This is a genomic window from Amycolatopsis ruanii, assembly GCF_003385175.1.
GTDB lineage: Bacteria > Actinomycetota > Actinomycetes > Mycobacteriales > Pseudonocardiaceae > Amycolatopsis_E > Amycolatopsis_E thermalba.
On record NZ_PQHY01000006.1, the window covers coordinates 40,324 to 57,722 of the forward strand.

Sequence of the window (17,399 nt, forward strand, 5' to 3'; positions counted from 1 at the left end):
ACGTGAGTTCCGCGCTCGGGCCCGGCAGGCGAGTTCCACGCTCGGCGCGCAGGCGCCGCCAACACGGGCGGAAGGGTGCCGCGGCGGCCAGCCTCATCCGCCCGCGAGTTCCACGCTCGGGCAGGTGAGTCCCCACTCCGGCAGGTGAGTTCCGCGCTCACGCGCGCGAGTCCCCCACTCGGGGAGGCGAGTTCCGCGCTCGGCGCGTGGCCCCGCCAACGCGGGCGCACGGGCGCGGCAGCGGGCCACCCTCATCCGCGCCCGCGGGCCACCCGGCGCTACACGTCCTTGACGCCGCACTCCACTGCCGCGTCGTAGAGCGCCTCGGCGATCGACGGGGCCGCCGCGAAGGTCGCGTCCTCCCCCAGCGCCGGGTCCGCGCCCGGCAGGTGCACCACCGCGGCGTCCTCGGCCGCGATCAGCGCCCCGGCCGCCCAGTCCCACCGGTTCAGCCCGTGCTCCACGTACCCGTCCAGCCACCCGGCCGCCACCGCGCACAGGTCCAGCGACGCCACCCCGGCCCGGCGCACGTCCCGCACCCTGGTCAGCAGCCCGGACACGAACCGGGCCTGCCGGGCCCGCCGCTCGGCCTGGTAGGCGAACCCGGTGCCGACCAGGCTCAGCTCCAGCCGCGACGGCGAGGACACCGCCAGCCGCCGCCCGTCCAGCCACGCGCCCTGGCCCCGCACGGCCGTCCAGCAGCGCCCGCTGACCGGCTCCACCACCGCCCCGGCCACCGACACCCCGTCCACCTGCGCCGCCAGCGACACGGCGAACAGGGGCGCGCCGTAGAGGAAGTTCACGGTGCCGTCGATCGGGTCCACCACCCACGTCACCCCGTCACCGGCGGAGCCGCCGGCCTCCTCCCCCAGCACGTGGTCCCCCGGCCGGAGCTCCGCCAGCCGGTCGCGCACCAGCTGCTCGGCCGCGCGGTCGGCCGCGGTGACCACGTCGGTGTCGGTCGACTTGGTCTCGACCGACACCGCCTCACCTGCGACCATGGCGTCACGGGCACGGCGGACCAGGTCCGCGGCCTCGGCCGCGACCCGGACCGCGACGTCCTTCAACTCTGTTTCGGCAGCTCCCACGTCCACCATGGGACCACACCCGGTTAAAGTCTCCGGCACAGGTTTCTGAATCGAGCGAGAAGGGACGGCGCCAATGACGGCGACCCGAGGTTTCGGAATCGACATCGGCGGCAGCGGTATCAAGGGCGCCCTTGTCGACCTGGAAAAGGGCGCACTGATCGGCGACCGCTTCCGGATCGACACCCCGCGCCCGGCGACCCCGGACGCGGTGGCCGACGTGGTGGCCCAGATCGTGGCCCACTTCGGCTGGGACGGCCCGGTCGGCATCACGCTGCCCGCGGTGGTGAAGAAGGGCGTCGCGCACACGGCGGCGAACATCGACCCCGCCTGGATCGGCACCGACGCGGACGCGCTGTTCGCCAAGCGGCTGGACCGCCACGAGGACGACATCGCGATGCTCAACGACGCCGACGCGGCCGGCATGGCCGAGATCCGCTACGGCGACCCGGCGGCCCGCAAGGGCGTCACCACCCTGCTGACCTTCGGCACCGGCATCGGCAGCGCCCTCTTCCAGCACGGCACCCTGATGCCGAACACCGAGTTCGGCCACCTCGAGGTCGACGGGCACGACGCGGAGAAGAAGGCGGCCGCCTCGGTCAAGGACAACGAGGGCCTGTCCTACCCGCAGTGGGCCAAGCGCGTGAACCGTTACCTTTCCGTGCTGGAGAACCTCATCTGGCCGGATTTGTTCATCGTGGGCGGCGGGGTCAGCAAGAAGGCCGAGAAATGGGTCCCGCTGCTGGAGATCAGGACACCGGTCCTGGTCGCATCGCTGCAGAACAACGCGGGGATCGTGGGCGCGGCGCTGGCGGCCGCCGAGGGCCTGGAGCACTGAGTCCCGGACCGGGTTCGCCGAGTTCGACCGATGATCGGCCGCAACACACCGGCGTATCGTCGTTACAATGGAACACGGCCCACGGTCGCGGAGGACAAAACCGCAGGCCGCGGGACGTTCCCCGAATCTGAGGCGGCCGGGACGCACCATCCCGGCTCGCCGTGATCGACCGCTGCGAAAGGGCGTACGTGGCAGCCGCAAAAACCGCTACCCGAAGCGGCACGAAGACAACGAGCGCCGCCGACGTGAGCGCGGAACCCGACGCGGGCCGTGAGAACGTGACCGAGGCCGAGGCTCAGGGCTCCGGCGCCACGAAGAAGGCGACCACCCGGAAGCCGGCCGCGGCCAAGGGCCCGAAGAAGGCTCCGGCCAAGGGCCGCTCCACCCGCAAGGCCGGCAAGACCGACGACGGGGAGCCGGACGGCCCCGGCGGCGAGGAGATCGAGGACGTCGACCTCGAAGCCGATCTCGCCGACCTCGAGAGCGAGGTGGAGGTCGACGTCGTCGACGCGACCGTCACCGACGAGGCGGAGGATCTCGACGAGGACGAGCCGGACGAGAAGACGCCGGCCAAGTCGGGCGCCAAGTCGACCGACCGCGACTTCGTCTGGGACGAGGAGGAGTCGGAGGCCCTGCGGCAGGCCCGCAAGGACGCCGAGCTCACCGCGTCCGCGGACTCGGTGCGCGCGTACCTGAAGCAGATCGGCAAGGTCGCGCTGCTCAACGCCGAGGAGGAGGTCGAGCTCGCCAAGCGGATCGAGGCCGGCCTGTACGCGGCGGAGCGGCTGCGCGTCGCCGAGGAGGAGGGCGAGAAGCTCGCCACCCAGATGCGCCGTGACCTGCGCTGGATCATCCGGGACGGGGAGCGCGCCAAGAACCACCTGCTGGAGGCGAACCTCCGGCTGGTCGTGTCGCTGGCCAAGCGCTACACCGGTCGCGGCATGGCGTTCCTGGACCTGATCCAGGAGGGCAACCTGGGCCTGATCCGTGCGGTCGAGAAGTTCGACTACACCAAGGGCTACAAGTTCTCCACCTACGCGACGTGGTGGATCCGGCAGGCGATCACCCGCGCCATGGCCGACCAGGCGCGCACCATCCGCATTCCGGTGCACATGGTCGAGGTGATCAACAAACTCGGCCGCATACAGCGTGAGCTGCTGCAGGACCTCGGCCGCGAGCCCACCCCCGAGGAGCTCGCGAAGGAGATGGACATCTCCCCGGAGAAGGTCCTGGAGATCCAGCAGTACGCCCGCGAGCCGATCTCGCTGGACCAGACGATCGGCGACGAGGGCGACTCGCAGCTGGGCGACTTCATCGAGGACTCGGAAGCGGTCGTCGCGGTCGATGCGGTGTCGTTCACGCTGCTGCAGGACCAGCTCCAGTCGGTGCTGCAGACGCTGTCCGAGCGCGAGGCCGGCGTGGTCCGGCTGCGCTTCGGCCTGACCGACGGTCAGCCGCGGACTTTAGACGAGATCGGCCAGGTCTACGGCGTCACGCGCGAGCGCATCCGCCAGATCGAATCGAAGACCATGTCCAAGCTGCGCCACCCCAGCCGGTCGCAGGTCCTCCGGGACTACCTGGACTAGCAGAAGAGAAGAGCCCGGGCTGCCGACGGTGGCCCGGGCTTTTTTCTTTTCCAGCACCACGGCTGAACCGCAAGCCGGCAACGGCAGTGGACCGACCACGCACCAGACCTCCCCCGCCCCCGCTCCACGGTCGTCAACGCGGTACTCGAGGGCGGGCTGAGCTATACCGAAGCGGCGCGCGATGTTGATGTGGTCGCGCAGACGGTGCACAACTGGGTGACGGCCGAGAAAAAGAAGAGAGCTGAAGAGTCGCCGACCGCGACGCGGGGCCAGGTGGGCGAGCTGGAGCGGCGTATCCGCGAACTGGAGCAGGAGAACGCGTTCCTGAAAAGCGGCAGCCTTCTTCGCGAAAGAACAACGGTAGCCCAGCGCTACGCGTGTATTGCAGCGGAGAAGGCGCATTTCGACGTGGCCCTGATGTGTCGGCTGATGGGTGTGTCACGCTCGGGCTTCTACGACTGGGAGCGTCGCACGGTCTCGGCGCAGGAACAGCGCCGGGGATTGTTGATCGAGCAGATTCACGTGGTGTTCGCCGCCTCGAAGCGCACCTACGGCTATCGGTGCGGGCATGCCGAGCTGGTGCGCGGCTGGTCGGCGATATCACGCAGCTCAACACCGGGGCAGCGCACCGTATCCGACTGCCCGCCGGATCGATGTTCGGCAAGCACGTTGCGTGATACGCTCCGCTCGAGCCGCGTCCGACATTCTCGGAGCACATCACTTTCCCGCCTTGACACCCTGCTCGGCGACCGAAACACAATCCAGGAGCGGGGGCGGGGGAGGTCCACCCAAGGTGACCGTCCGGCGCCGTAAGGCGCTTCGCCTGCAAGGCGCCTTCGTCACAACAACCGCCCACCGCGCTGCGCGTCTTCAGGTGATCTTCTAACGTTCCACCATGGGCATCACCCGAACGCTCGACGTCAACGAAGTCCTCGCCCGGCAGGAGTCCAGCGACCTGAAGCGCCGCCTGCGGGCCAGGGATCTGGTCGGCTTCGGCGTCGGGATCATCATCGGCACCGGCATCTTCACGCTCGCGGGCGTGGAGGCCAAGACGCACGCCGGGCCGGCCGTGACGTTGTCGTTCGTGATCGGGGCCGTCGTCGCGGGCCTGGCGGCGCTCTGCTACGCCGAGCTGGCCTCCAGCGTGCCCACCGCGGGCAGCGCCTACACCTACGCCTTCGCCACCCTCGGCGAGGTGTTCGCCTGGATCATCGGCTGGGACCTGCTCCTCGAATTCGCCCTCGGGGCCGCCGTCGTGTCGCGCGGGTGGTCCGGGTATCTCGCCAACCTGCTCGGCCTGCCCCAGGAGTGGTTCGGCGAGGACGCCACCGTCAACGTCGGCGCCGTCGCGATCATCGCGATCCTCACCGTCGTCGCCGTGCTCGGGATCCGCGAGTCGGCCCGGGTGACGAACGTGCTGGTACTCGTCAAGGTCGCGGTGTGCGTCCTGATCATCGCCGTGGGCGTGTTCTTCATCAAGGGCGCCAACCTGACCCCGTTCATCCCGCCGGCCCGGCCGGGCGAGAGCGGCGCGAGCGTGCTGCACCAACCGGTCGTGCAGGCCGGGCTCGGGCTCGAACAGTCCATCTACGGCATCGGCGGTGTGCTGTCGGCCGCGGCGATCGTGTTCTTCGCCTACACCGGGTTCGAGGCGCTGGCCAACCTCGGCGAGGAGACCCGCAACCCGCGCAAGGACCTGCGCGTCGGCATCCTCGGCGCCCTCGGCGTGTGCGCCCTGCTCTACATCGGCGTCTCGCTGGTGCTGACCGGCATGGTGCCGTTCACCGACATCGACGCCGGTGCCCCGCTCGCCGCCGCGTTCGACTCGGTCGGCCAGCACTGGGTCAGCGCCCTCATCTCGCTGGGCGCGGTCACCGGCCTGACCTCGGTGATGATGGTCGAGCTGGTCACCATCGGCCGCATCGGGTTCGCGATGGGCCGCGACGGGCTGCTGCCCAAGCCGATCGGCACCACCCACCCGCGCTGGGGCACGCCGCACCGGATGACGATCAGCGGCGCGATCCTGATCGCCCTGCTCGCGGCGTTCGTGCCGATCACCGAACTGTCCGACATGGTCAGCATCGGCGCGCTGTCGGCGATGGTGATCGTCGCGATCGCGGTGCCCGTGCTGCGCCACAAGCGCCCCGACCTCCAGCGGCCCTTCACCGTCCCGCTGTCCCCGGTGCTGCCGATCGTCGCCGCGCTGGCGTGCCTGTACCTGATGCTGAACCTGGACGTGCTGACCTGGATCCGGTTCGCCGTGTGGCTCGCCATCGGGCTGACCATCTACTTCGCCTACGGCCGCAGACACTCCCGGCTCGCGCCTAAGGAGTGAGGCGCGCCCGCGCGACGACCGCCCGCGCCGAGGGCGCGTCGGCGGCGGGCACCACCAGCAGCAGCCCGCGCAGTGCCGCGACGACCCGGTCCAGCATCTGCAGGTGCACGCCGTCCCGGCCGATCGAGCGGTAACCGTCCACCACGGCCACGAGCGTGCCGCCGGGACCGCTGACCGTGCCCGCGAGGAACACCGGATTCCGGGCGTGCCAACGGGAACTCCAGAACGGCGGCAGCCCGCCGTCGAGGTAGTCGCGCAGAGCCCGGTCCGGCGTGTCCGGCGCGCCGAGGTCCGCGGTGTCCACAAAGGCCACCAGCGTGACGTCCAGCTCGGGCACACCGGCCAGGATCGCCCGGAGCGCCGCGGCGGTCCACGCGCCCTCCGCGGGGACCGCCGTCAGCTCGCCCCCGGACAACTCGGCGATCGCCGCCGCGGCCGACGCCGGTGACGACCCGGCGGAGGCGGTGTCGTCCTGGCTCGCCACCGCGATTCCGTGCGCCCGCAGGGAAACCAGCGTGACGAACGCGGCCGACTCGCTCTTCTGCTGCGGCATTTCGGCCCGCGCGAGGTCGACGAGGCGCGCGGCGCCGGGGAACCAGCGCACCTCGTCGAGCAGCGCCACTAGTACCGCCAGAGGTGGGCGGCGACGATGTCCTCGACCGTCCGATCGGCGGCCCAGCGCCGGTCGGAGGCCCGCACCGCGCGGAACGCGCAGAGCAGCTCCGCCCCCAGCGCCGCACGCATCCGGCCACTCGATGCCAGCGCCCTGTCCTGTTCGTCCGGAGTGTCCGGAAGGCGGGTGATTCCGGCGGCCGCACGGCGGTCCTCGGTCCAGGTGCCCGGGTCCTCACCCACCGGGTCCGGCAGGGCAAGCCCGTCCGCCAGCCCCTCGACCCCGGCCGTGATCACCGCGGCGAGCGCCAGGTACGGGTTGGCCGAGGCGTCGCACGGCTTCAGCTCGACGTTGGCGTGGTCGTCGCCGAGCAACGCCGACCCCGGCACGTACCGCAGCGGGGCCTCCCGGTTCTCCACGCCCCAGAACGCGTACGCGCTGGCGAAGTAGCCCGGCCGCAGCCGCAGCGTGGACGGCACGCTGGGCGCTGTCACCGCGGTGATCGCGGGCAGGTCCCGCAGCAGCCCGGCGAGGTAGCCGGCCCCGTCGCCGTCCGGCAGCCCGGCCAGCAGGTTGCGTCCCCTGCGCCACACCGAGGTGTGCAGGTGCCAGCCGTTGCCCGCCGCGTCCGGGCTGACGATCGGCGCGAAGCTCAGCCGCAGGCCGTGCCGGTGCGCGGCGGCGTGCAGGGTCTGGCGGGCCAGCAGCTGGTCGTCGGCGGCGGACACCGGGTCGGTCGCCGCGAGCGAGAGTTCCAGCTGCGCCAGGCCGTATTCGGCGTGGAACTGGTTCAACCGCAGGCCGTTGGCCTCGAAGTCGTGCAGCACGGTCGCGACGAAGTCGTCGAGCGGGATCAGCGCGTGCGGGCTGTAGGCGGGGCCGTGGTGACCGGGGGCGGAGGCGATGTCCGGCGCCCCGGCTGGCGCGACGGCGAACTCCATTTCGAAACCCGCGCGGATCTCGTAGCCCCGCCTGGCCGTGGCGGACACCACGTTCTCCAGGGCCGTGCGCTGGCAGTAGGGCCACGGCGACCCGTCGGCGGCGACCTGCCGTCCGGGCGCCCAGGCGAGCGCCGGCTGCCCCGCGAGCCGCCGTAGGCGGTCGATCACCGGCACGAGACGCACGTCACCGGAGGGCGTGGCCAGCCCGGGGTGGTCGAAGGTGATGACGTCGTGCGTGTCGAACACGGCGAACAACGAGGTGATCCCCACGCCGCGCGTGGCCGCCGCGGCCAGGCCGCTCAGCGGCACGATCCGCGACCGCGGGATGCCGTTGTTGTCGGCCCAGGCGAGGTGCTGCGCGCCGACCCCGGCCGCCGCCAGGTCCTTCGCGGCCGCCGACGCCTGCTTCGTCATGACAACGAGTGTCTCGCAGGAACCGGCACTGCCCCGCGCGGGGGATGGTTTCGCACACGGACTGATCACGATCTCACCTCGGACCGGTCCGCCGAATTCCGCTGAGAACGAACAAGCCCGTCCGCGCGGCCGCTTGACACCCGTTTTCCCGGGCCGGGTTCCGCCTCATCACACTGGTCCTGACCACGGGAAACAGGTTTCCGGCAGTCCTCTTCGTCCCGGCTGGCGGGATTGATCTACGACATCCGGGGTAATTCTGCGTGACACACATCCCACACAGCCGGGAACACTTGCCAGGCGCTCAACGTCTGCAAGAGTGGAGGCCAGCGAACACCGCGGAGCCGACGGGCAACCGCAGGGCCGAAGTGGTCGCCGCTGGATCGATGGCATCGGGCAGCCGATGCCGGGACGGAGGGAGACTCCAATGACATCACCGACGCTCACCCGCCCCGAGTTGACCGCAGCCGACCGTTGTGACCGGTGCGGCGCTGCAGCACAGGTACGAGCCATCCTCTCCAGCGGTGGCGAGCTGCTCTTCTGCGGCCACCACGCCCGCGAGTACGAGTCGAAGCTCAAGGAGATCGCTGCGGAGATCCAGCGCGGCTGAGCCAGACCACAGACAGCGAGCGGGCGCCCGGACGGACCGGGCGCCCGTTTTCGTTTGTCCCCGCCGGAATTGTGCCCGGCGTCACACCGGGAACCACCGCGCCGCTCCCGGCGACCTGGAGGGAAAGCCGGTCCCTCCCCGCCGAGGAGCAGCATGACGACGGACGACCTCCGCCAGCCGGCCGCGCCGACCGTCGCCGCGGCGCGCGGGACGCTGCGCCCGGTCCTGCTGCGCCTGCACTTCTGCGCCGGGATCCTCGTCGGCCCGTTCCTGCTGGTGGCCGCGATCACCGGCCTGCTGTACGTGTTCGCGCCGCAGCTCGAGCAGGTCGTCTACGACCACGAGCTGCACGTGCCGGCCGGGACAACGACGCAGACGCTGGCCGCCCAGGTCGCCACCGCGGAGGCCGCCGTCCCGGAAGGCACGTTGTACAGCGTGCGGCCCGGGCCGACGGCGACCGACACCACGCAGGTCGTCTTCACGGTCGACGGCCTGCCCGAGAGCTACTACCGGACCGCCTTCGTCAACCCCTACGACGGCGAGCTGCGCGGCGTGCTGGACACCTACGGCTCCGGGGGCGCGATGCCGATCCGGGGCTGGCTGGACAACCTGCACCGCAACCTCCACCTGGGCGAGGCCGGCCGGCTCTACAGCGAGCTGGCGGCGAGCTGGCTGGCGGTCGTGGTGGCCGGCGGGCTGGTCCTGTGGTGGGGCCGCCGCCGCAAGCGCCGGGCCGCGACCGGCCGGGCACGCACGCTGTCCTGGCACGCCACCACCGGCACCGGGGTGGCGCTGGTGCTGTTCTTCCTGTCCGCGACCGGGCTGACCTGGTCGCAGTTCGCCGGGCAGAACATTTCCGAGGTGCGGGCCGCGCTGAGCTGGCAGACGCCGTCGGTGCCGTCGAAACTGCCCGCCGCGACCGCGGCCCCGGCGGTGGGTTTCGACGAGGCGCTGGCCGCGGCGCGCACGGCCGGTCTGGACAACCCGGTCGAAATCACCCCGCCCGCGGCCGGCAAGGCGTACGTGGTGAAGCAGATCCAGCGCAGCTGGCCGGAGAAGCAGGACGCGGCCGCGATCGACCCGGGCACCGGCGAGGTGCTCGGCGTCCTGCGGTTCGCGGACTGGCCACTGGCCGCGAAGCTGGCGCGCTGGGGCATCGACGCGCACATGGGCCTGCTGTTCGGCCTGGCGAACCAGATCGTGCTGGCGGTGGTGATGGTCGGCCTGATCGCGCTGATCGGGTGGGGCTACCGCATGTGGTGGCAGCGCCGCCCGACCGGGCGCGCCCTGGGCCGCCCCTACCCGCGCGGCTCACTGCGGCGGCTGCCCAGGAGGGTGCTGGTGCCGCTGGCCGCCGCCGGCATCGTGGCCGGCTGGTTCGCGCCGGTCTTCGGGCTGTCGTTGCTGGCGTTCCTGCTGCTCGACGGATTCCTCGGGTGGCGGGCCCACCGCGCCGGGACTGCGGTGCCGCGCAGCGGGACGTAGCCGCCGCGCAGGGCAGGGGCCGTGCGCTCCGGCACTTGGCCCTAGGAGTCGCGAAGCCACCCGGCAACGGCCCACCCAGGACGCACTGCGCCCCGACCGCCGCTGCGTAGGGCGGCGCTCCCCGGCCGGGTCAGCCATCCGTGGCCGCCGCGGCCAGCGGGTTCGCTGCCGTCCCCGTGGTCACCACGCCGGTCGCGCTCCGAGGGAGCCCGGCTCACCAGGAGCGCAGCGTCGCGATCCGCTCCTCCAGCTGCTCCATCGTCGCCATCGCCGTCGGTGGGCCGCCGCAGGCACGGCGCAGCTCGCTGTGGATCGCGCCGTGCGGTTTGCGCGTGCGGTGGTGGTACATGCCCACCAGGGTGTTCAGCTCCTTGCGCAGCGCGGCGATCCGCTCGTTCACCGACTGCGGCCGCGGCGCCGGCGCCGGGACCTGCTCCTTCTCCGGCTTGCGGCGGCTCTCGGCGTCCAGCTGCTCCTCCTGCCGCTTGCGCAGCAGCGCCCGCACCTGGTCCGGCTCCAGCAGGCCGGGCAGCCCCAGGTACTCCTGCTCCTCCTCGCTGCCGGAGAACACCGCGGTGCCGAAGGAGTTGCCGTCGTAGATCACCTGGTCCAGCTCGGCCGAGGCGCCCAGCGACGTGAACGCCTTCTCCTCCTCGCCGGGCTCGTCCTCGGTGCGGTTGGCCTGCGCCAGCAGCTCGTCGTCCCAGCCGTCCTTCTCCCGGTGCGGCTTGCCGAGCACGTGGTCGCGCTGCGCCTCCAGCTCGCCGGCCAGCTCCAGCAGCACCGGCACGCTCGGCAGGAACACGCTCGCCGTCTCGCCCTTGCGCCGCGCCCGCACGAACCGCCCGATGGCCTGGGCGAAGAACAGCGGCGTCGACGCGCTCGTGGCGTACACGCCGACCGCCAGGCGCGGCACGTCGACACCTTCGGACACCATCCGCACCGCGACCAGCCACCGGTCGGTCGACTCGGAGAACTCGCCGATCCGCGCGGTCGCCTTCGGGTCGTCGGACAGCACCACGGTGGGCGCCTCGCCGGTGATCCGCGCCAGGATCTTCGCGTAGGCGCGCGCCGACTCCTGGTCGGTGGCGATGACCAGACCACCGGCGTCCGGGATGCCGCCGCTGCGCAGCTGCTGCAGCCGGGTGTCCGCGGCCTGCAGGACCGACGGGATCCACTCGCCGCCGGGGTCGAGCGCGGTGCGCCACGCGCGGGCGGTCTGCTCGGCCGTCAGCGGCTCCCCCAGCCGCGCGGTGAACTCCTCCCCCGCGCTGGTGCGCCAGGACGCCTCACCGCTGTAGGCGAGGAACACGACCGGCCGGACGACGCCGTCGGCGAGCGCGTCGGCGTAGCCGTAGGCGTGGTCGGCCTTGCTGCGCAGCGAGCCGTCGCCGTCGGGCTCGTAGGTGACGAACGGGATCGGCGAGTCGTCGCTGCGGAACGGGGTACCGGTCAGCGCCAGGCGCCGCACGGCCGGCGTGAACGCCTCGCGGATCGCGTCGCCCCAGCTCTTCGCGTCACCGCCGTGGTGGATCTCGTCGAGGATGACCAGCGTCTTGCGGCCCTCGGTGCGCACCCTGTGCAGGGTCGGGTGGGCGGCCACCTGCGCGTACGTCAGGGCCACGCCGCGGTAGTCGGCCGCGACGGCGCCCTGGCCGTTGCGGTAGTTCGAGTCGATCGGGATGCCGGCCATGGCCGCCGAGGCGGCCCACTGGTGCTTGAGGTGCTCGGTCGGGGTCACGATGGTGACCGCCTCGACCGTGCGATCGGACAGCAGCTCGGCGGCGATGCGCAGGCCGAACACCGTCTTGCCGGCACCGGGCGTCGCGACGGCGAGGAAGTCCTGCGGCTGCGTGCTCAGGTACTTCGTCAGCGCCCGGCGCTGCCAGGCCCGCAGCGGGCGGGCGGTGGAGTCGTGCTGGGGCTCGGGTGCGGCGAAGCCCTGACCGGTCCGATTACCCTGGGCCGTGTCCGACAAGGGATTCCTCCCCCTCCTCTCGCCGACGATGGAACGCGACATGCGAATGCCCCCACGGAACTGCCCGGCCGCGACGCCGGACGGGGGTGAGGGCGGCTCATCGGAGATTACCCGTCCCCACCGACAAGGGCCGCGAACGGCACGGCGGAGTTGAACACGCCACAGCTCTTGACAAGCCAAACCGCGCCGCTTCCGCCATGCTTGGGGCTGAGATGAGTGCACCGTCCGACGAGACGCCCGAGGCCGCCGCCCGCCGCAAGGGCCCAGCGCGCCTGCTCGGGCGCACGCTCAACAAGGCGTGGGAAGGCAACATCTTCTCGGAGTCGGCGGAGGCGGCCTTCTGGCAGACGCTGTCGCTCCCGCCGCTGCTGCTCGGGCTGCTGGGCAGCCTCGGGTTCATGGGCGACTGGTTCGGCCAGGGCTTCGTCACCGCGGTGCACGACCGGATCATCACGTTCGCGGACAAGATCTTCAGCGACAGCGTCGTCACCCAGATCATCGAACCGACGGTCGACGACATCCTGACCATCGGCAAGGGCGAGATCGTCTCGGTCGGCTTCCTGATCTCGCTGTGGGCGGGCTCGTCGGCGATGTCGTCGTTCGTCGACGCGATCACCGTGGCGCACGACCAGTACGGTGTGCGCAACGAGGTGTGGCAGCGGATCTACGCGCTGCTGCTCTACCTGGCCAGCCTGGTGCTGCTGGTGGTCGGCCTGCCGATCATCGCGGTCGGGCCGGACATCCTGATCGACTTCCTGCCGGACGGCTGGGCGCCGACGATCACCACCTGGATCAGCTGGCTGTACTACCCGGTGATCGGGGTGCTGCTGGTCCTGGCCGTGGCGACGCTGTACAAGCTGGCCCTGCCGCGCCGGCTGCCGTGGCACCGCGGGCTGCCCGGCGCGGTGCTGGCGATGGTGATCTTCCTGCTGGCGAGCGTCGGGCTGCGGGTCTACCTGTCGTGGATCACCAGCACCGGCTACACCTACGGCGCGCTGGCCACCCCGATCGCGTTCCTGCTGTTCACGTTCTTCATCGGCATGGCCATCGTCGGCGGCGCCTACTTCAACGCCGCGATCCAGGAGCTGTGGCCGGCGAAGATGACCCGCCGCCAGCGCCGCAAGTGGCGGCGGCTGGAGATGGAACGCGCCAAGGAACGCCTGCGCGAGGACTCGCCGTCACTGTGGGAGCGCACGACGCAGCCGCTGCGCAAGCCGCGCAAGCCGGAGGAGGCCCCGGCGGAGGAGGACCTCGCGGATCAGTCCTCGCCGTCCGGACCGGGGCGCAAGCCCTCGTAGATCTCCTTGCACGCCGGGCACACCGGCGAGCCGGGCTTGGGCGAGCGGGTGACGGGGAAGACCTCGCCGCACAGCGCCACCACGTACGTGCCCATGACCGCGCTTTCGGCGATCTTGTCCTTGCGCACGTAGTGGAAGACCTTCGGCTGATCGCTGTCGGTCTCCTCGGTGGACTCCGGGCGGGTGTCTACCTCGGGCAGCGTCGATGTGCTCATGTGCCCATTTTGCCGCAGCGCCCCGGCACGGCGACACCGGTGGGCATCTGTACCTATTGGTATGTACAGTGAGGGCATGCCTCTCGTTCGCATCGACGCCCTGCCCACCCACGACGACGCCACGCTGGCCGCCCTGGGCGACGCCGTCCACCAGGCCATGACCGAGACGATCGACGTGCCCGCGGACGACCTGTTCCAGGTCATCTCGACCGGGGGCCTGCTGCGGTACGGCACCTACCCTGGCATCCGCCGGGACGACGGGGTCGTGTTCGTCAGCATCACCATGCGGGTGGGCCGCACCGACGCGCAGAAGAAGGCGCTCTACGCGCGGATCGCGGAACTGGCCGCCGAGCGGGCCGGGATCGAACCGCGGAACGTGTTCGTCAGCGTGACGGAGAACCACCCGGTGGACTGGTCCATGGGGGAGGGCGTGGCGCAGTACCTGAAGTGAGGCGGCCCGGCTCGCCCACCCGCCGGGGCTCTCCCCCGGACCGTCGGTGAAGATGGTCCCTCGTGACACCCCCGATATCCCTGGCCGACGAGGTCGCCGACGCCGTGCACAGCGGCCGCGCGGTCGTCGCGCTGGAAAGCACGATCCTGTCCCACGGCCTGCCCCCGGGCCGCAACCTCGCGGTCGCGAACCGGCTGGAGGAGACCGTCCGGAAGGCCGACGCGGTGCCGGCCACGATCGCGGTGCTCGACGGCGTCGCCCACGCCGGGCTGTCCCGCGCCCAGCTGGAGCGCGTGTGCGCGCCCGACGCGGGGCTGGACAAGCTGTCCCTGCGCGACCTCGGGCCCGCCATCGGGCTCGGCCGCTCGGGCGCGACGACGGTGGCGAGCACCTCGGCGCTGGCGCACGCGGCCGGGATCGGCGTGTTCGCCACCGGCGGGCTGGGCGGCGTGCACCTCGGGGCGAACGAGTCCTGGGACGTCTCGGCCGACCTCGGCGTACTGGCGCGGGTGCCGGTGCTGGTGGTCTGCTCGGGGGTGAAGTCGGTGCTGGACATCGCCGCCACCCTGGAGGTGCTGGAGACGAACTCGGTGCCGGTGCTCGGGTACCGGACCGGCGAGTTCCCCGCGTTCTACCGGCGGACCTCGGGTTTCGGCGTGCCGTGGCGGGTCGACGACGCGGGCGCGGTCGCCGCCGTGGTCGCCGCACACCGGCGGTACGCCTCGTCGGGCGTGCTGCTGGCCAACCCGATCCCGGCCGAGGCGGAGATGGACGCCGAGCTGCACGACCGGTTGCTGGCCGAGGGGCTGGCGCTGCTGGAGTCGCGCGGGGTGCACGGCAAGGAGGTGACGCCGGTGCTGCTGGAGCACTTCCACACCGCCAGCGGCGGGGCGAGCCTGGACGCGAACGAGGAGCTGGTGGTGTCGAACGCGCGGGTCGCGGCCGAGGTCGCGGTGGAGCTCGCGTGAAGGTCGTCGTGGTGGGGGACGCCGGGCTGGACGTGGTGGCCCGGCACGAGGGACCGATCGTCCACGGCGGCGACTCGCGGTCGCGGGTGCGGCTGGCCGGTGGCGGCGCCGGCGCGAACACGGCCGCGTGGCTGGCCGCGAGCGGTGTCGAGACCACGCTGATCGCCCGCGTCGGGGACGACGCGGGTGGGCGGATGGTGCGGGCCGAGCTGGAGGCCGCGGGCGTGTCGTGCGCCTTCGCGGTCGATGCCGCCGTGCCCACGTGCTGCGTCGTGGTGCTGGTGGACGGGTCGGGGCAGCGGAGCATGCTGCCGGACCGGGGCGCGATGGGGCGGTTCGCGCCGGAGGACGTGTCCCCTGCCGCGCTCGACGGTGCGGATCACCTGCACCTGTCCGGGTACGTGCTGCTGGATCCGTCGTCGCGGCCGGCCGGGCTGGCCGCGCTGGCGGCGGCGAAGGAAGCCGGGCTGACGACGTCGGTGGACCCGCAGGCGGCGGCGTTGATCACGGACGCGCGGGCGTTCCTGGCGGACGTGCGCGGGACGGATCTGCTGATGCCCAACACCGCGGAGCTGCTGGCGCTGACCGGTTCGGCGGCACCGTCGGCGGCGAAGGCGCTGCTGGACGACGTCGGCGCGGTGGTGGTGACGGCCGGTCTGGAGGGCGCGACGTGGGTGTCCGCGGACGGCGAGGTGAGCGTCCCGGCGGAGGAGGCCGAGTGCGTGGACTCCACCGGCGCGGGCGACGCCTTCGACGCGGGCGTGCTGGCGGCCTGGCTGCGGGGTGAGTCCACTGTGGACGCCCTGCGGGCGGGCGTACGACTGGGCGCGCGAGCGGTCACGAAGGTGGGCGCGCAACCCTGAGCCTCGCGCCCCGCGAGTCCCACGCTCAAGCCCGCGAGTCCCACGCTCCGGCCCGCGAGTCCCACGCTCAAGCCCGCGAGTCCTACGCTCCGGCCCGCGAGCTCTGCACTCGCGGACGCGAGTGCTGCACCGGGGTTTCCCCGCGAACGTGGAACTCGCCCGCGCGAACGTGGAACTCGCCTGCGGGGGCGTGGGACTCGCGTGCGGGGGCGTGGGACTCGCGGGGGTCAGCCGTCGATGATGCGGTGTTCGCGGTGCTCGATGGCCTTCGCGGAGCGCTGGTAGCGGTTGACCTCCTCCCGCTTGCGCGGGGGGCGGTCGTTGGCGATCAGCACCGCGACCCACGGCAGCGGGACCGAGATGACGATGAACAGCAGCGCGAGCCACCAGGTGTGGTAGAAGAGCCCGGCCAGCACCAGGCACGGGAACCGCATGCCCATCATGAGCATGTACTTGCGCTTGCGGGCCGCGTGTTCCTCTTCGTAGGACGGGGCGGCCTCGGTGATGAGAACGGGGGCGTCCTCGTCGCCGGTGCCCCGGGGGGACCTGTTCACCGCGACCACCTCCTGTGCCCTCCATGCTGCCACTTCCCCCGCACCGGCGATACTCGGGTGGCGTTAAATCCCGCACCAGGCGGCACAGATGCGCTTCAGGATCTCCACCGACTCCGCCAGGCGGGTGATCGAGCACCACTCGTCGGTGACGTGCGCCTGCTCCGGCTGGCCGGGGCCGCAGATGAGCGTCGGCACGCCGCCCAGCGCGGGCGTCAGCACGGACGCGTCGGTGAAGTACGTCGCCGTCGCCACCTCCCCGCCGGCGCCCGTGACGTCCCGGACGATCTCGGCCGCCGAAGCCGCCCACTCGTCGCCCGGATCGGTCCACACCGGCGGCAGGTCGATCAGCGGCCGGACCTCGACGCCGGCCACCGAGGCCAGTTCGGCCAGCAGCGCCGCGTGGTCCTGCCCCGCCACCGTGCGGACGTCGACCGTCGCCACCGCGCGGTCGGGTACCGAGTTCGTGTTCAGCCCGCCGGCGAAGGTGCCGACGTTGAGCGTCGGCGGCCCCATCACCGGGTGCGGCTCCACGCCGAACCGGTACTCCGCCAGCCGCGTCACCGCCGCCGCCAGTTTGACGACCGCGTTGTCCCCCAGGTGCGGCATCGACCCGTGCGCGGTGACCCCGGACGCGTGCGCCTCCAGCCACAGCGCGCCCTTGTGGCCGTGGAACGCCACGTTCGCCGTTGGCTCGGTGATCACCAGCGGCCCGCTCGGCCCCAGCCGGTCCGCCACGAACCGCGCGCCCTGCGAGCCGGTCTCCTCCGCCGCCGTCAGCACCAGCCGCAGTCCGGACCGCCGCGGCCGGGACCGCGCGACCGCGACCGCCGCCGTGACGATCGCGAGCACCCCGGCCTTCATGTCGCTCACCCCGCGGCCGTAGACCCGGTCGCCGTCGGTCTCCCCGGCGAACGGGTCGCGCTGCCACGGCGCGCCGCCCAGCGGCACCGTGTCGACGTGCCCGGACAGGCACAGCGGCGGCACGTCGTGCCCGGTCTCCCACTCGGCCACCAGCGTGCCGCGGCCGGGTTCGTGCTCGAACACCTCCAGCCGGAACCCCGCCTCCCGCAGCAGCGGCGCCACGACCTCCAGCGCCGCCGTTTCGGCGTGCCCCACCGTGTCGACCGCGGTCAGCGCGCGGGTGAGCGCGAGTGCGTCGGTCACGTTT

At 72.2% G+C, this 17,399-nt stretch carries 16 protein-coding genes and 1 pseudogene; 10 read left to right on the plus strand and 7 right to left on the minus strand.

The window, feature by feature from the left end:
- Window positions 1-278: 278 nt before the first annotated feature.
- Window positions 279-1,097 (minus strand): inositol monophosphatase family protein, encoded by an 819-nt coding sequence (locus tag D0D28_RS04875; RefSeq protein ID WP_116109870.1) that lies wholly within the window; start codon window positions 1,095-1,097, stop codon window positions 279-281.
- A 64-nt stretch (window positions 1,098-1,161) separates the two neighbouring features.
- Here D0D28_RS04875 and ppgK point away from each other — a divergent pair, with 64 nt between their 5' ends.
- The 4 genes and pseudogenes from ppgK (at window position 1,162) to D0D28_RS04895 (ending at window position 5,844) form a co-directional block, all read left to right on the plus strand.
- Window positions 1,162-1,923, plus strand: a complete 762-nt coding sequence (ppgK, locus tag D0D28_RS04880) for a polyphosphate--glucose phosphotransferase (protein WP_094007171.1) — start codon at window positions 1,162-1,164, stop codon at window positions 1,921-1,923.
- Between the two features lie 161 nt (window positions 1,924-2,084).
- Window positions 2,085-3,509, plus strand: a complete 1,425-nt coding sequence (locus tag D0D28_RS04885) for an RNA polymerase sigma factor (RefSeq protein ID WP_369806809.1) — start codon at window positions 2,085-2,087, stop codon at window positions 3,507-3,509.
- Between the two features lie 135 nt (window positions 3,510-3,644).
- Window positions 3,645-4,322: pseudogene (locus tag D0D28_RS04890) on the plus strand (transposase); the annotation flags it as partial.
- An 82-nt stretch (window positions 4,323-4,404) separates the two neighbouring features.
- Complete coding sequence (locus D0D28_RS04895; RefSeq protein ID WP_094009019.1) at window positions 4,405-5,844, plus strand: amino acid permease; 1,440 nt, start codon at window positions 4,405-4,407, stop codon at window positions 5,842-5,844.
- Here the strand turns inward: D0D28_RS04895 and D0D28_RS04900 are convergent.
- Both D0D28_RS04900 and D0D28_RS04905 read right to left on the minus strand, forming a co-directional pair.
- Complete coding sequence (locus D0D28_RS04900) at window positions 5,834-6,466, minus strand: DUF6885 family protein (protein WP_116109872.1); 633 nt, start codon at window positions 6,464-6,466, stop codon at window positions 5,834-5,836. The genes D0D28_RS04895 and D0D28_RS04900 overlap by 11 nt on opposite strands.
- A complete protein-coding gene (locus D0D28_RS04905) occupies window positions 6,466-7,812 on the minus strand; it encodes a glutamine synthetase (RefSeq protein WP_116109873.1) in 1,347 nt (448 codons plus the stop codon). Before D0D28_RS04905 ends, D0D28_RS04900 begins: the two co-directional genes overlap by 1 nt.
- Window positions 7,813-8,236: 424 nt before the next feature.
- Between D0D28_RS04905 and D0D28_RS04910 the strand changes: the two genes are divergently transcribed.
- Window positions 8,237-8,419 carry a DUF7455 domain-containing protein gene (locus D0D28_RS04910; protein ID WP_017983718.1) on the plus strand — a complete coding sequence of 61 codons (183 nt, stop codon included), beginning with the start codon at window positions 8,237-8,239 and terminating at the stop codon, window positions 8,417-8,419.
- A gap of 153 nt (window positions 8,420-8,572) precedes the next feature.
- A complete protein-coding gene (locus D0D28_RS04915; RefSeq protein ID WP_094009022.1) occupies window positions 8,573-9,904 on the plus strand; it encodes a PepSY-associated TM helix domain-containing protein in 1,332 nt (443 codons plus the stop codon).
- A 214-nt stretch (window positions 9,905-10,118) separates the two neighbouring features.
- On the opposite strand, the gene D0D28_RS04920 is transcribed toward D0D28_RS04915, so the two are convergent.
- On the minus strand, window positions 10,119-11,882 hold the full coding sequence (locus D0D28_RS04920) for a DEAD/DEAH box helicase (RefSeq protein ID WP_116109874.1): 1,764 nt from the start codon (window positions 11,880-11,882) through the stop codon (window positions 10,119-10,121).
- 212 nt (window positions 11,883-12,094) lie between these two features.
- On the opposite strand from D0D28_RS04920, the gene D0D28_RS04925 reads away from it, so the two are divergent.
- Window positions 12,095-13,180, plus strand: coding sequence for a YihY/virulence factor BrkB family protein (locus D0D28_RS04925; RefSeq protein WP_094009024.1), 1,086 nt, complete (start codon window positions 12,095-12,097; stop codon window positions 13,178-13,180).
- Here the strand turns inward: D0D28_RS04925 and D0D28_RS04930 are convergent.
- On the minus strand, window positions 13,141-13,395 hold the full coding sequence (locus tag D0D28_RS04930) for a DUF3039 domain-containing protein (protein WP_094009025.1): 255 nt from the start codon (window positions 13,393-13,395) through the stop codon (window positions 13,141-13,143). The two genes, D0D28_RS04925 and D0D28_RS04930, sit on opposite strands and share 40 nt — an antisense overlap.
- Before the next feature lie 76 nt (window positions 13,396-13,471).
- On the opposite strand from D0D28_RS04930, the gene D0D28_RS04935 reads away from it, so the two are divergent.
- The 3 genes from D0D28_RS04935 (at window position 13,472) to D0D28_RS04945 (ending at window position 15,677) form a co-directional block, all read left to right on the plus strand.
- On the plus strand, window positions 13,472-13,846 hold the full coding sequence (locus D0D28_RS04935; protein ID WP_094009026.1) for a tautomerase family protein: 375 nt from the start codon (window positions 13,472-13,474) through the stop codon (window positions 13,844-13,846).
- Window positions 13,847-13,908: 62 nt separating this feature from the next.
- Window positions 13,909-14,814 carry a pseudouridine-5'-phosphate glycosidase gene (locus D0D28_RS04940; RefSeq protein WP_116109875.1) on the plus strand — a complete coding sequence of 302 codons (906 nt, stop codon included), beginning with the start codon at window positions 13,909-13,911 and terminating at the stop codon, window positions 14,812-14,814.
- Window positions 14,811-15,677: a carbohydrate kinase family protein gene (locus D0D28_RS04945; RefSeq protein WP_116109876.1), complete on the plus strand. Its 867-nt coding sequence runs from the start codon at window positions 14,811-14,813 to the stop codon at window positions 15,675-15,677. The genes D0D28_RS04940 and D0D28_RS04945 overlap by 4 nt, the downstream gene beginning before the upstream one ends.
- Before the next feature lie 227 nt (window positions 15,678-15,904).
- On the opposite strand, the gene D0D28_RS04955 is transcribed toward D0D28_RS04945, so the two are convergent.
- Both D0D28_RS04955 and D0D28_RS04960 read right to left on the minus strand, forming a co-directional pair.
- The gene (locus tag D0D28_RS04955; protein WP_094009029.1) at window positions 15,905-16,240 is read right to left on the minus strand and encodes a DUF3099 domain-containing protein; all 336 of its coding nucleotides are present in this window, start codon (window positions 16,238-16,240) and stop codon (window positions 15,905-15,907) included.
- A gap of 54 nt (window positions 16,241-16,294) precedes the next feature.
- A complete protein-coding gene (locus D0D28_RS04960; RefSeq protein WP_116109877.1) occupies window positions 16,295-17,395 on the minus strand; it encodes a M20 family metallopeptidase in 1,101 nt (366 codons plus the stop codon).
- Window positions 17,396-17,399 lie beyond the last annotated feature (4 nt).